This window comes from Micromonospora sp. NPDC050187 (assembly GCF_044459745.1).
GTDB lineage: Bacteria > Actinomycetota > Actinomycetes > Mycobacteriales > Micromonosporaceae > Micromonospora.
On sequence record NZ_JBITJH010000009.1, the window covers coordinates 18,956 to 31,629 of the forward strand.

14 protein-coding genes are annotated in these 12,674 nt (G+C 72.9%); 8 read left to right on the forward strand and 6 right to left on the reverse strand.

From position 1 onward, the window contains the following. The first annotated feature begins 72 nt into the window (after positions 1 to 72). The 5 genes from ACIBJE_RS16045 (at position 73) to mug (ending at position 3,963) form a co-directional block, all read left to right on the forward strand. Entirely contained in the window at positions 73 to 996 is a 924-nt protein-coding gene (locus tag ACIBJE_RS16045) for a TIGR04222 domain-containing membrane protein (protein ID WP_396748740.1), read from the forward strand. Beyond that, complete coding sequence (locus tag ACIBJE_RS16050) at positions 993 to 1,856, forward strand: DUF692 domain-containing protein (RefSeq protein ID WP_396748743.1); 864 nt, start codon at positions 993 to 995, stop codon at positions 1,854 to 1,856. Before ACIBJE_RS16045 ends, ACIBJE_RS16050 begins: the two co-directional genes overlap by 4 nt. Positions 1,857 to 1,948: 92 nt before the next feature. Further along, entirely contained in the window at positions 1,949 to 2,422 is a 474-nt protein-coding gene (locus ACIBJE_RS16055) for a hypothetical protein (RefSeq protein WP_396749246.1), read from the forward strand. 132 nt (positions 2,423 to 2,554) lie between these two features. After that, a complete protein-coding gene (locus tag ACIBJE_RS16060) occupies positions 2,555 to 3,352 on the forward strand; it encodes an SDR family oxidoreductase (protein WP_396748745.1) in 798 nt (265 codons plus the stop codon). After that, entirely contained in the window at positions 3,349 to 3,963 is a 615-nt protein-coding gene (mug, locus tag ACIBJE_RS16065) for a G/U mismatch-specific DNA glycosylase (RefSeq protein ID WP_396748747.1), read from the forward strand. The genes ACIBJE_RS16060 and mug overlap by 4 nt, the downstream gene beginning before the upstream one ends. A 24-nt stretch (positions 3,964 to 3,987) precedes the next feature. Here mug and ACIBJE_RS16070 read toward each other — a convergent pair whose 3' ends face one another. From ACIBJE_RS16070 to ACIBJE_RS16080, 3 genes are all read right to left on the reverse strand, one after another. After that, the gene (locus tag ACIBJE_RS16070) at positions 3,988 to 5,955 is read right to left on the reverse strand and encodes an ABC transporter ATP-binding protein (RefSeq protein ID WP_396749248.1); all 1,968 of its coding nucleotides are present in this window, start codon (positions 5,953 to 5,955) and stop codon (positions 3,988 to 3,990) included. A 123-nt stretch (positions 5,956 to 6,078) separates the two neighbouring features. Continuing rightward, on the reverse strand, positions 6,079 to 6,843 hold the full coding sequence (locus ACIBJE_RS16075) for an enoyl-CoA hydratase/isomerase family protein (protein ID WP_396748750.1): 765 nt from the start codon (positions 6,841 to 6,843) through the stop codon (positions 6,079 to 6,081). Between the two features lie 46 nt (positions 6,844 to 6,889). After that, complete coding sequence (locus ACIBJE_RS16080; protein ID WP_007072022.1) at positions 6,890 to 7,117, reverse strand: helix-turn-helix domain-containing protein; 228 nt, start codon at positions 7,115 to 7,117, stop codon at positions 6,890 to 6,892. A gap of 240 nt (positions 7,118 to 7,357) precedes the next feature. Between ACIBJE_RS16080 and ACIBJE_RS16085 the strand changes: the two genes are divergently transcribed. Both ACIBJE_RS16085 and ACIBJE_RS16090 read left to right on the forward strand, forming a co-directional pair. After that, positions 7,358 to 7,957, forward strand: a complete 600-nt coding sequence (locus ACIBJE_RS16085) for a cadmium resistance transporter (protein WP_396748752.1) — start codon at positions 7,358 to 7,360, stop codon at positions 7,955 to 7,957. A gap of 12 nt (positions 7,958 to 7,969) precedes the next feature. Further along, the gene (locus ACIBJE_RS16090; RefSeq protein ID WP_396748754.1) at positions 7,970 to 8,557 is read left to right on the forward strand and encodes a GNAT family N-acetyltransferase; all 588 of its coding nucleotides are present in this window, start codon (positions 7,970 to 7,972) and stop codon (positions 8,555 to 8,557) included. A 113-nt stretch (positions 8,558 to 8,670) separates the two neighbouring features. Here the strand turns inward: ACIBJE_RS16090 and ACIBJE_RS16095 are convergent, their stop codons facing one another. Continuing rightward, entirely contained in the window at positions 8,671 to 10,275 is a 1,605-nt protein-coding gene (locus tag ACIBJE_RS16095; protein ID WP_396748756.1) for an ABC-F family ATP-binding cassette domain-containing protein, read from the reverse strand. A 226-nt stretch (positions 10,276 to 10,501) separates the two neighbouring features. On the opposite strand from ACIBJE_RS16095, the gene ACIBJE_RS16100 reads away from it, so the two are divergent. Then, on the forward strand, positions 10,502 to 11,419 hold the full coding sequence (locus tag ACIBJE_RS16100; RefSeq protein ID WP_396748759.1) for a neutral zinc metallopeptidase: 918 nt from the start codon (positions 10,502 to 10,504) through the stop codon (positions 11,417 to 11,419). Between the two features lie 75 nt (positions 11,420 to 11,494). Here ACIBJE_RS16100 and ACIBJE_RS16105 read toward each other — a convergent pair whose 3' ends face one another. Together ACIBJE_RS16105 and ACIBJE_RS16110 are read right to left on the reverse strand one after the other, a co-directional pair. Beyond that, positions 11,495 to 12,028 (reverse strand): hypothetical protein, encoded by a 534-nt coding sequence (locus tag ACIBJE_RS16105; protein ID WP_396748762.1) that lies wholly within the window; start codon positions 12,026 to 12,028, stop codon positions 11,495 to 11,497. Between the two features lie 78 nt (positions 12,029 to 12,106). After that, positions 12,107 to 12,346 carry a winged helix-turn-helix domain-containing protein gene (locus ACIBJE_RS16110; RefSeq protein ID WP_396748765.1) on the reverse strand — a complete coding sequence of 80 codons (240 nt, stop codon included), beginning with the start codon at positions 12,344 to 12,346 and terminating at the stop codon, positions 12,107 to 12,109. Positions 12,347 to 12,674 lie beyond the last annotated feature (328 nt).

Here is a 12,674-nt window from a genome sequence, read left to right on the forward strand (position 1 = left end):
TCACCAGCGTTTCCCTCCCTGGCGGGCCTGCTCCACAATGAGGCCGCCACCCCTCGCGGACAGGAGCAGACGATGACCCTACTGGCGGCACCGGGCGACACCTGGGGCATCTCCGGCCCCACCTTCGTCACCGGCTACCTCATGCTGGCCGCGCTGGTGGCGCTCGGCTCGACCCTCCACCGCGCCTGGCTCTTCGACGGTCGCCGAACGCCCGGCTTCGACCACCTCGGGCCTCAGCAGGCGGCGTACCTCAACGGCGGCGCGCGGCTGGCCGTCTACAGCACCATCGGCGCCCTGCGCAGCGCCGGCGCGGTCGGGGCGGACCGGCGCAAACTGCTGCGGGCCACCGGTCCGCTGCCCGCTGGCGCCACCCCTCTGGACCAGGCGGTGCACCACGCGGCCGGCCGGGGCGTGCGCACCAGCGATCTGTCGCAGGACCACTGGGTGGCCACCGCGCTCGGTCAGCTGCGTCAGGACCTGGAGAGCCGGGGACTGGCCCTCGACGCCGACCGGCGGCGCGCCGCCCGGTTCGGTCCGGCGCTGCTCTTCCTGCTGCTCTTCGTCGGCGTCCTGCGTCTGTTCGCCGGGATCCGGAACGACCAGCCGGTGGGCTTCCTCGTCGCCACCATGGTCGTGCTCGCGGTGATCTTCGTGGTGCAGGTCGCCCGGGTCCCGTACCGGACCCGCGCCGGCCGGACCGCCCTGAACAACCTGCGGGCCCACTACCGTTACCTGACGCCCTCCGCCTCGCCCGCGTACGCCACCTACGGTGCGGCCGGAGCCGCGATGGGCGTCGCGCTGTTCGGCACGGCCACGCTCTGGGCGTTCGACCCCACCTTCGCCGACGCCGCCGAGATCCAGCGGACCTCGGCCACCAGCTCGGGGTCCAGTGGCGGCGGCGGTGGGGGCAGCGGCGGTGGGGACAGTGGCAGTGGTGGCGACGGTGGTGGTGGCGGCTGCGGTGGCGGTGGCTGCGGTGGCGGGTGCGGGGGATGACCACCCCGCCCCACCCGACCGGGCCCAGCGGCGTGAACCGGGCGGCTCCGCCGGCGGGTGTCGGCATCGGGTGGCGGCCGGAGATCGCCGGCTTCGTCGCCGACCTGCCCGGCCTGCGCTTCGTCGAGGTGATCGCGGAAAGCGTCGCCCCGGCCGGGCCGCCGCCGGACGGGCTCGCCGGGTTGCGGGCGGCCGGCGTCACCGTCGTACCGCACGGGGTGCGGCTCTCGCTCGGCGGCGCGGAACCGGTCGAGCCGGCCCGGGTCGCCCACCTGGCCACGGTCGCCGACCTGCTGGACGCGCCGCTGGTCAGCGAGCACATCGCCTTCGTCCGGGCCGGCGGGGTGGAGGCCGGTCACCTGCTGCCCCTGCCACGCACCCGGGAGGCGGTCGCGGCGGTCGCGGCCAACGTCCGGCGGGCGCAGGCGGAGCTGCCGGTGCCGATCGCGCTGGAACCCATCGCCGCCCTGTTCGACTGGCCCGACGACGAACTGGACGAGGGGGCGTTCGTCACCGAGATCCTCGAACGCACCGACGCCCTGCTGCTGCTCGACATCGCCAACGTGTACGCCAACGCCCGCAACCGGGGCACCGACCCGCTCGCGCTGCTCGACCGGCTGCCGCTGGAGCGGGTCGCGTACGTGCACGTCGCCGGGGGCGCCGAACACGACGGGCTCTACCACGACACGCACACCGACCCGGTGCCGCCGGAGGTCCTCGACCTGGTCGGCGCACTGTGCGCCCGGCACCGGCCACCCGCGCTGCTGCTCGAACGGGACGGTCGGTATCCCCCGGCGGCGACGCTCCGCGCCGAGCTGGACGCGCTGGCGACGGCGGCCGGCTGGCCGGTGGTCACATGAGCGGCGACCTGCCCGCCCCGACCGCTGCGCACCACCGCCCAACCCCGGCTGAGGTGGCTGAGGTGGTAGCAGGGGACCCTTGTTACCGCTTTCTGAGTAGCAGGGGTCCCCTGCAACCACCCGTACGCGGGGACCTCGCCGCTCGGCAGGCCGCGCTGGTCGCGGCGCTGGTCTCCGGGGCCGATCCGCCGCCCGGCTTCGACACCCACCGGCTCGCCGCGGCCCGAGACGCGCTGCTGCGCAAGCGCGCCGGCCACGTCGCCGGGCACTGGCCGCTGCTCGCCGCCGGACTCGGCGACGCCTGGCCGGCGACCTTCGCCCGCTGGGCGGCGACGCGTCCCACCCGGGGCGGGCTGCGCGACGGCTGGGACCTCGCCCGAGCACTGCGAGCCGGAGACGGGCTGCCCCGGCTCGCCGCCGGGGAACTCGCCGTGCGCGAGGCCACCAGCCACTACGACGGCGAACGGCCACCCCGCCCGCGCCGGCTGCCGGCCGTCGTCCGGATCGGTGACGCCGTCGCGGTACAGCTCGCCGGTCGGGTACGCCTACGCGCCACCCAGCGGTAGCAGTCGGCACGCCCGCGCCACCCAGCGGTAGCGGTCGGTACTCCTGCACGACACCGGCGGTGGCGGTCGGGTACGCCGGCGCGGGCAACCCGGCGGTAGCGGGCCCCACCCGGCTGGGGCAGGATCGACGGCATGGATCTCGGACTCACCGACCGGGTGTACGTGCTGACCGGCGCCTCCCGCGGGCTCGGGTACGCCACGGCCGAGTGCCTTGTCGCCGACGGGGCGAAGGTGGTGCTCGCCGCCCGGGACGCCGACGCGGTCTCCGCCGCCGCCGAGCGGCTCGGTGGCCCGGCACACGCCGTCGGGATCGCCGGTGACCTGGCCGACGCGGCCCTGCCGCAACGGCTGGTCGACACCGCCCGGCAGCGCTTCGGCCGGCTGGACGGCGCACTGGTCTCAGTCGGCGGACCGCCTCCGGGCACCGCCGCCGGGGTCAGCGACGAGCAGTGGCGGCAGTCCTTCGAGACGGTCTTCCTCGGCACCGTCCGCGCGGTCCGGACGGTCGCCGCCGCGCTCGGCCGCGACGGGGAGCCGGCAGACCGGGCGCGGGTCCCGGCCGGCGGTGCGATCGGGCTGGTGCTCTCCACCTCGGCGCGGTATCCGATCACCGGTCTCGGCATCTCCAACGGGCTGCGCCCCGGCCTGGCCGGGGTGGCCAAGGACGTCGCCGACGAGTACGGTCCCCGGGGCGTCCGGGTGGTCGGACTGCTGCCGGGGCGGATCATGACGGACCGCAACCGGCAGCTCCTCGCCGCGAGTGGCGACGCCGAACGGGCCCGCGCCGAGGCGGAGGCGGGCATCCCGCTGCGCCGCATCGGTGATCCGGCGGAGTTCGGCCGGGTCGCCGCGTTCGTCCTCTCCCCCGCCGCCGGCTACCTGACCGGGGTGACCATCCCGGTCGACGGCGGCGCGACCCGCGACCTGTGACCAGCGACCGCACCGGTCCCCGGACCCGGCGCAGCACGGCGACCGGCCGGCCGGTGCCGTCTCCCCGGCCGACCCGCGAACAGCTCGCCGCCGCGGCGGACCGGACCATCCCCGACGTGCTCGCCGACGGCTTGGACGTGCTCTTCGTCGGGATCAACCCGGGGCTGTGGTCGGCGGCGACCGGATGGCACTTCGCCCGCCCCGGCAACCGGTTCTGGCCCGCCCTGCACCGGGGTGGCTTCACCCCGCGCCAGCTGCACCCCAGCGAGCAGGACGCACTGACCGGCCTCGGCCTCGGCATCACCAACATGGTGGCCCGGGCCAGCGCCCGCGCCGACGAGCTGACGCCGGCCGAACTCGTGGCGGGAGCGCGGACCCTCACCGACAAGGTCGTCCGGCACAGGCCACGGTGGGTGGCGGTGGTCGGGGTGACCGCGTACCGGACCGGTTTCGCCCGGCCGAAGGCCACCTTCGGGCCGCAGCCGGAACGGCTCGGCGACGCGCGGCTGTGGGTGCTGCCGAACCCGAGCGGGCTGAACGCCCACTTCACCGCCGAAACGCTCGGCGCCGCCTTCGGCGAACTGCGCGCGGCGGTACGCGAACCGGCCTGACCGGCACCGGCCCGCCCCGCCCCGTCAGTTTGCGGCGGACGGCGGCAGGGCCTGCTCGGCGACGTACGCGGCCATCGGCACGGTGGTGACCACCGGCTCGGGGCCGGTCGCGTCGGCGTACGGGCTGGGCGAGTCGACCACCGCGAACTGGGTGCGGTACAGCTCGGCGTAGAGGCCACCGACCGCGACCAGCTCGTCGTGGCGGCCACGCTCGACGATCCGCCCCTCGTCGAGGACGAGGATCTGGTCGGCGTCCCGGACGGTGGAGAGGCGGTGCGCGATCACCAGCGCGGTACGCCCGGCCAGCGCCACCGACAGCGCCCGCTGCACCGCGGCCTCGCTCTCCGAGTCGAGGTGTGCGGTGGCCTCGTCGAGGATCACGATCGACGGGGCCTTCAGCAGCAGCCGGGCGATGGCGATGCGCTGCTTCTCGCCGCCGGAGAAGCGGTAGCCCCGCTCCCCCACCGTCGTCTCCAGCCCGTCGGGCAGGGCGCGCACCAGGTCGGCCACCTGCGCGCCGGCCAGCGCGGCCCAGAGTTCGTCGTCGGTGGCGTCGGCCTTGGCGTAGCGGAGGTTCTCGGCGATGGTCTCGTGGAACAGGTGGGAGTCCTGGGTGACCACGCCGATCTCGTCGCGGAGCGAGGCGAGCGTGGCGTCCCGGACGTCCACCCCGCCGATCAGCACCTGCCCCTCGGTAACGTCGTAGATCCGGGACATCAGCATCGACAGGGTCGACTTGCCGGCACCGGAGGGGCCGACCAGGGCCACCATCTGGCCCGGCTCGACGGCGAAGGAGACTCCCCGCAGCACCGGTTCGTTGGTCCTGCGGTCCAGCGCGGTGACCTCCTCCAGGGAGGCCAGCGACACATCGGCCGCACTCGGGTAGCGGAACCGCACGTCGCGGAACTCGACCCGGCCGTTGCCGCGCGGCACGGGCACCGCGTCCGGCTTCTCCTCGATGCCCGGCTTCAGGTCGAGCACCTCGAAGACCCGGTCGAAGGAGACCAGCGCGCTCATGACGTCGACCCGGACGTTGGAGAGCGCGGTCAGCGGCCCGTAGAGGCGGGTGAGCAGCAGGGCCAGGGTGACCACGGTGCCGGCGCTGACCGCGCCGGTGACCGCGAGCCAACCGCCGAGACCGTAGGTGAGCGCCTGGGCCAGCGAGGCGACCAGCAGCATCGCCACGAAGAACGTCCGCGAGTACATCGCCGACTGGATGCCGATGTCGCGGACCCGCTCGGCGCGGGCGGCGAAGCGCCGGGCCTCGACCTCGGGCGCACCGAAGAGCTTGACCAGCAGCGCCCCGGCCACCCCGAACCGCTCGGTCATGGTCGTGTTCATCTTGGCGTCGAGGTTGTACGACTCGCGGGTGATCTCGGCCAGCCGCTTACCGACCCGACGGGCCGGGATGATGAAGATCGGCAGCAGCACCAGCGACAGGACGGTGATCTGCCAGGAGAGGGTGAACATCACCGCGGCGGTGAGCACGAGCTGGATGACGTTGCTGACCACACCGGACAGGGTCGAGGTGAACGCCCGCTGGGCACCCAGCACGTCGTTGTTGAGCCGACTGACCAGCGCGCCGGTCTGGGTGCGGCTGAAGAACTGCAACGGCATCCGCTGGACGTGGTCGTAGACCCGGGTGCGCAGGTCGAGGATGATGCCCTCGCCGATGCGGGCGGAATACCAGCGCTGGGCCAGCGAGAGCAACGCGTCGGCCACGGCCAGGCCGGCGATGAACAGGGCGAGGCGCACCACGGTCGCGCCGGCCTCCGTGCCGCCTCCGGTGATCGCGTTGATGACGTCACCGGCGAGCACCGGTGTGGCGACCCCGATGATCGCGGCGAGGACCACGGTGACCAGGAAGACCACGATGTCCCGGCGGTACGGCCGGGCGAAGGCGACGATCCGCCGCCCGGTGCCCCGGCTCAGCCGGTGGGCGGAGATGTCGTCGGAGTTGCGCATCGACCGGAGCATGTTCCAGCCGCCCATGCCGCCGTTGGGATTCACGCGCCACCTCCGGGTCGTGCGGGACCGCCCGCGCCGTCAGGTCGATTGTCCCGACGCCTACGACAACCTTGGCGGTAATCCGATCCTTCCCGATCGGTCCTTACATCATTCCCCGCGTCCCGCCAGATCCCGCAACCGCCGTCCCTGTGCCTCACGCTCGGCGCGCTGCTGCTCCACCGGCGTCCGGCGCGCCGCACCGGCGAGCAGGGCCTTGATCTCGACGACCGCGTCCCGGCTGCCGGCCAACAGGGCGGCAGTCAGGTCCTCGGTCGTCCCGGCCAGCTCGGCGGTCGGCACCACGACGGTGGCCAGACCGATCCGGTCGGCCTCGGCGGCGTCGATCCGGCGGCCGGTGGCGCAGATCTCCAGGGCCCGGGAGTAGCCGACCAGGTCGACCAGGCGACCGGTGCCGGCCAGGTCGGGCACCAGCCCGAGGGTGACCTCGGCCATCGACAGTCGGGCGTCCTCGGCGAGCACCCGCAGGTCACAGGCGAGCGCGAGTTGGAAGCCCGCGCCGATGGCGTGCCCCTGCACCGCAGCGACCGAGACGACGTCCGGCCGGTGCAGCCAGGTGAACGCCGACTGGAACTCGGCGATCCGGTCGACGCACTCCTGCTCGGGCAGGGTGGCCAGCTCCGCGAAGGAACCCGGCCCGGACGCGTTGGCGACCGACAGGTCGAGCCCGGCGGAGAACGCCCGGCCCTCGCCGCGCACGACGACCACCCGGACGTCGCCGGGGAGACTTCGGGAGAAGTCGCTCATGGCGCGCCACATGGCCGGGGTCTGGGCGTTGAGCACGTCGGGACGGCACAACGTCACGGTGGCCACCGGGCCGGCGCACTCCAGCCGTACCCCGGGCCCGGTCGTCACCGGGCGGTCCGGGGCGTGGCGGGAAGGAACGACGTTGGCGGGCGGATCACGCCTTCTTGCGGCGGCGGGCGCCGCCGCGCTGCCGGAGCTGCACCCCGGATTCGGTGAGCACCCGGTGGATGAACCCGTAGGATCGGCCGGTCGAGGCCGCGAGGGCACGGATGCTCTCGCCCCCGGTGTACCGCTTTACGAGGTCCTTGGCGAGTGTCTGACGCTCGGCTCCGACGATCCGGCGACCCTTCTCAGTGCTGGTGGCTGTGCCAGTGGCTGCCATGCTGATTCCTCACGTCGCAGACTGTGCGGTTCGGATAACGGTCCAACCTATTAGACCGCCTCGAACGATCATGCGCCAGATATCAACTCTTCGCCAATCGACACGCTATGCAGTGTCAGCTTCCCGATAGAGTGATGACACGACCGGGTGACCTCGTGTCGATCGGCCGAGCCAACCCACGCTGACCAGGGCAGACGTCGGTGTGCAGCGGGACCGGGACGGAGCGCGTACCCTGCCCGCGTGACCGACCCCCTCGGCACCGCGGCCGGCGCGGCCGTGGTGTTCGCCGCGACCAACGTCGACGACATCGTGGTACTCACCGTGTTCTTCGTCGCGGCCCGCGCCACCGGTCGGCCCCGCCGATGGCAGATCGTCGCCGGCCAGTACGCCGGCATCGCCGCGCTGGTCGCCGTCGCCGCGATCGCCGCCGTCGGCCTGCTGGTGGTTCCCGATCCGTGGCCCGGCCTGCTCGGCCTGCTTCCCGTCGCGCTCGGCGTACGGGCACTGCTGCGCCGGGACGACGACGAGGCCCCGGCGGTGGTCGGCGGCATGGCGGGCGTGGCCGGCGTCACCATCGCCAACGGCGCCGACAACATCGCCGTCTACGTGCCGGTGTTCCGCGCCCTCTCACCCGCCGAGGCCCTGGTGTTCCTGCTGGTCTTCGTGGCCGGGGTCGGCCTGTGGTGCGTGGTGGGGGCCCGGCTCGGCGGGCACCCCCGGGTGGTCCGGCTGGTGGAGCGGACCGGACACTGGCTGGTGCCGGTGATCTTCATGGCCATCGGCGTGATGATCCTGGTCGGTTCCGGGGTGGTCGGCCACCTGGTCGACCTGCTCGGGTGAGAGGAGAGAAACGTGTTCGCCGTCCCGCTCACCGAGGACGCCCAGCTCCGCCCGCTCGAACCGTGGCAGGCGGCCGAGTTCCTCGCGCACATGGACCGGGCCCGGGAGTACGTCGACCCGTGGGTGCCGTTCGCCGGGCTGAGCACCGACCTGGAGTCGGCCCGCGCGGTGCTCCAACGACACGCCGACCGCCGGGCCGCCGACACCGGCGGAATCTACGGCATCTGGCGCGACGGCGTCCTGGTCGGCGGGACGCTCTTCGTCAGCCTCGACGCCCGGAGCGGCACCTGCGAGGTGGGCTGTTGGCTGGAACGCTCCGCCGAGGGGCACGGACTGGTCACCCGGGCGATCCGCCACATGATCGACTGGGCGTTCCACGAGCGCGGCCTGCACCGGGTGCAGTGGGTCAACGCCGCGCACAACGTGCGCAGCGCCGCCGTCGCCCAGCGGCTCGGCATGCGCCTCGACGGTGTGCTGCGTTCGGCGTTCCACTATCGGGGCCAGCGGCACGACCACCAGGTCTGGTCGGTGCTCGCCGACGAGTGGCCTCCTGTGGCGACGCCTGCCGGGCGTGGCGCGCCAGAGCCCACGCCGGCCTGACGAGCGGAACTCCGCAGAGCCAGGCCGGTCCGACGAGCACGCGACTCCGCAGAGCCCAGGCCGGCCTGACGCACGGCGGCGGCCGGGGCACGTGCCCCGGCCCCGGTCGCCGCTCAGGCCAGCTCGACCAGTTCGAGCAGGTCGTCGCTCCAGGCGTCCTCGTCACCGTCGGGCAGCAGGATCGCCCGGTCGGGCTTGAGCGCGGTGACCGCCCCCGGGTCGTGGGTGACCAGCACGATCGCCCCCGGGTAGCGGGCGATGGCGTCGAGCACCTGTTCCCGGCTGACCGGGTCGAGGTTGTTGGTGGGCTCGTCGAGCAGCAGCACGTTCGCCCCGGAGCAGACCAGGGTGGCCAGTGCCAGCCGGGTCTTCTCCCCGCCGGAGAGCACCCCGGCCGGCTTGTCGACGTCCTCGCCGGAGAAGAGGAACGCGCCGAGGATCTTGCGCAGGTCGGTGTCGGACTGCTCGAACGCGGCGCTGCGCATGTGCTCCAGCACCGTCCGGTCCACGTCGAGGGTCTCGTGCTCCTGCGCGTAGTATCCGAGCCGCAGCCCGTGGCCCGCGTCGACGCTGCCGGTATCCGGCTTCAGCAGGCCGCCGAGCATCCGCAGCAGGGTGGTCTTGCCGGCGCCGTTGAGCCCGAGGATGGCCACCCGGGAACCCCGGTCCACCGCCACGTTCACGTCGGTGAAGATTTCCAACGAGCCGTACGACTTCGACAGGCCGGTGGCGGTCAGCGGGGTCTTCCCGCACGGGGCCGGGGTGGGGAACCGCACCTTGGCCACCTTGTCGGAGACCCGGACCTCCTCCAGCCCGGAGAGCAGCCGCTCGGCGCGGCGGGCCATGTTCTGCGCGGCCACGGTCTTGGTGGCCTTTGCCCGCATCTTGTCGGCCTGCGCCATCAGCGCGCCGGCCTTCTTCTCGGCGTTGGCCCGCTCCCGGCGGCGGCGGCGCTCGTCGGTCTCCCGCGCCTCCAGGTACGCCTTCCAGCCCAGGTTGTAGACGTCGACCACGCTCCGGGTGGCGTCCAGGAACCAGACCTTGTTGACCACCGCCTCCAGCAGCGAGGCGTCGTGGCTGATCACGATCAGGCCGCCCTTGTGGTTGGCGAGGAAGCTGCGCAGCCAGGTGATCGAGTCGGCGTCGAGGTGGTTGGTCGGCTCGTCGAGCAGCAGGATGCCGCCGCCGTTCTCGCCCGCGTCCCGGAACAGGATCCGGGCCAGCTCGATCCGGCGACGCTGGCCGCCGGAGAGGGTGCCGATGGTCTGGGCGAGCGCCCGGTCGGGCAGGCCGAGGTTGGCGCAGATCCGCGCGGCCTCGGCTTCGGCGGCGTACCCGCCCAGGGAGGCGAACTGGTCCTCCAGCGCGCCGTACCGGCGGACCAGGCGCTCGTCGGCGCCGTCGGCGAGCTTGGCCTCGATCTCCTGCATCTGGGTCATCAGCACGTCCAGGCCGCGCGCGGAGAGCACCCGGTCCCGGCCGGTGACCTCCAGGTCGCCGGTACGCGGGTCCTGCGGGAGGTAGCCGATGTTGCTCCGCCGGTCGATCTGCCCGGCGTAGGGCTGGCCCTCCCCGGCGAGCACCTTGAGCGTGGTGGTCTTGCCGGCGCCGTTACGGCCGACCAGGCCGATCCGGTCCCCCGGCTGCACCCGCAGGGTGGTGTCGGACAGCAGGATCCGGGCGCCGGCGCGCAACTCCAGGCCGGTGGCAGTGATCATTGTGGCGAACTCGCTCTCAGGGGCCGAAAGGGCTGACTCAGGGCACGCGAAAGCGCCGGCGGGATCGATTCACCCGTCGGCGCGGGGCGGTTCAGCCTTCGCAGAGCAGCACGGTCCGAGTGTACCGGGCCGCCGGGGCGACCCGGTCCGGATTACCTCGCAAGATCATCGGGTACCGGAACGTCGTCCGACACCTCGTCCCGGAGCTGCAGAGATCGGGGTCACCATGGAGCTGAACGAGAACGCGCGCATCGACACCAGTCAGGTCGACGACCGGCGGGGGTCCGGCGGCGGAGGCGGCCTCGGCATCCCCATCCCGGTCGGCGGTGGCGGCCGGGGCGGGTTGATCGGTGTGATCATCGCCGTGGTGGTGGCGCTGGCGGGCGGTGGGTTCGGCCTCAACGCGGCTCTCGACGGCGGCGGGTCCGAGCCGGGCGACAACAGCTCGCTGGAACAGAAGTGCTCCGCCGAGAACGCCCTCGACCAGCTCGACTGTCGCAACACGCTCTACGTGAACTCGATCCAGGCGTACTGGCAGACAGCGTTGCCGGAGCGCTTCGGCGAGCGCTACCAGGCGGTGGACACGGTCTTCTTCAGCCGGGCCGTCTCCACCGCCTGCGGCAACGCCGACTCCGGCGTCGGCCCGTTCTACTGCCCCGGCGACCGGCAGGTCTACATCGACCTGACCTTCTACCAGGTCCTCGCCGACCAGCTCGGCGCGGCCGGCGAGTTCGCCCAGCCGTACGTGCTGGCCCACGAGTACGGCCACCACGTGCAGACCCTGCTCGGCACCGAGGCGCAGGTGCGCCGCCAGCAGCAACGTGACCCGGACAACGCCAACGCGCTGTCGGTGAAGATGGAGCTCCAGGCCGACTGCTACGCGGGGGCCTGGGCGAAGAACGCCACCGGCACCGCCGACGCCAGCGGCCAGAAGATCTTCACCAGCATCAGCGAGCAGGACATCAGCCAGGCCATCGACGCCGCCGAGAAGATCGGCGACGACGCCATCTCGGAGCGGGCCAACCGGCCGGTGAACCCGGACGAGTTCACCCACGGCACGTCCGAGCAGCGCCGCGAGTGGTTCACCCGGGGCTTCCAGACCGGCGACCCGAAGCAGTGCGACACCTTCAGCGGCAGCGTGTAGACGAGGCCAGCCTGACGGGCGCGGCGGGGCGCACGCCGTCCCCGCCGCGCCGGCGGCTCTGAGCGACGGCGGACGTCACCGACGCTCTTCCCAGGGGTTACCGGTGTCGGCCTGCTCCGAGAAGCACATCGGAATTCCGGGGTAGCGCCGGGGGAACTCGCGTTCCGCCCGCTGCGGATCGGGGGTGCCGACCTCGATGCAGGAACCGTCGTGTCGTACGCCCGAATACGCCACCGGCAGCCCCTGCTGCCGCCAGTGGCCATGCTCCCGCAGGATCCGCTGGAAGGTCGGTTCCAGGTCTACCGCAGCGTGCCGAGCCGGGTGCAGCCTCACCCGCTGCTGCCAGGGCAGCCCATCGATCGCCGCCTTGAACCGGGGCGGATCCGTCACCCACACGTCGACGCGGTCGTTCTCGACGTCGATGGCCAGGCCCGTGTAGACCGAGGCGAGTTCACCTTCGCCCAGCCGCCTGATCCTGTCCGCGATCTCATCCAGCTCGCCCTGGTTGGGAAAGGCGGAGGGGCTGTCGGTGGCGGGCTGGTCGGACATCGTTCCCGTCTCGACGCCTGGTGGGCTCCCATTGGCACACCCGGCCAGCAGGATCAGCATGAGGAACGAACCTGCGACCTTTGATTTCGGCGCCATGCGTCCTCCAGGTCCGCAGTCGCCATTACCCCGCAACGCTACTTACGGCTCCCTCATCCAGAGAGCCGGATCGTTGACGAAGACACCCTTGCCCTGGTGTCGCCAGATCACACGCAGGGCTTCGAGCCGGACGTAGACCTGCTTAACCGTCGATGGGCTGACCTTGTAGGTCACCGCAAGCTGCGTGATCGAGGGCAGCTTGTCACCCGGCTTGAGCTTCTTGGCTCGGATGTCGGCGACGATCTCGTCGGCGATACGGATGTAGTCAGCAGTGACTGGCATGACTCCCCCTGCGCGGCACGCCAATTCGATCACGCAAGGGCACACGCCGACAACTCTGCGTTTGACTCAGGTGACTGGGACAGCTAAGTTGAGCGGTGCCTCTTCCCCTTGCGTGGCAACGAGGAAGGAGAGGTTTCCCCTGGTCGGGGCGGGTCACGTGTGCTTGTCCCGGCCTCTGGACCGCTCTGTCGCCGTACCGCTGATCGGAGCTGCGGTGGCAGGGCCGGGGGGGGGGGGGGGGGGGGGGCGGGGGGGGGCCCCCCCCCCCCCCCCCCCCCCCCCCCCCCCCCCCCCCCCCCCCCCCCCCCCCCCCCGCGCGCCCCCGCGC

What these genes read in the sequence shown, in the direction of transcription:
- ACIBJE_RS16045 (WP_396748740.1), top strand. Translation starts at nt 73, where the DNA reads ATGACCCTACTGGCGGCACCGGGCGACACCTGGGGCATCTCCGGCCCC.
- ACIBJE_RS16070 (WP_396749248.1), bottom strand. Translation starts at nt 5,955, where the DNA reads ATGGGCGGCTGGAACATGCTCCGGTCGATGCGCAACTCCGACGACATC.
- ACIBJE_RS16050 (WP_396748743.1), top strand. Translation starts at nt 993, where the DNA reads ATGACCACCCCGCCCCACCCGACCGGGCCCAGCGGCGTGAACCGGGCG.
- ACIBJE_RS16105 (WP_396748762.1), bottom strand. Translation starts at nt 12,028, where the DNA reads ATGCTGATCCTGCTGGCCGGGTGTGCCAATGGGAGCCCACCAGGCGTC.
- ACIBJE_RS16060 (WP_396748745.1), top strand. Translation starts at nt 2,555, where the DNA reads ATGGATCTCGGACTCACCGACCGGGTGTACGTGCTGACCGGCGCCTCC.
- ACIBJE_RS16080 (WP_007072022.1), bottom strand. Translation starts at nt 7,117, where the DNA reads ATGGCAGCCACTGGCACAGCCACCAGCACTGAGAAGGGTCGCCGGATC.
- ACIBJE_RS16110 (WP_396748765.1), bottom strand. Translation starts at nt 12,346, where the DNA reads ATGCCAGTCACTGCTGACTACATCCGTATCGCCGACGAGATCGTCGCC.
- ACIBJE_RS16100 (WP_396748759.1), top strand. Translation starts at nt 10,502, where the DNA reads ATGGAGCTGAACGAGAACGCGCGCATCGACACCAGTCAGGTCGACGAC.
- ACIBJE_RS16095 (WP_396748756.1), bottom strand. Translation starts at nt 10,275, where the DNA reads ATGATCACTGCCACCGGCCTGGAGTTGCGCGCCGGCGCCCGGATCCTG.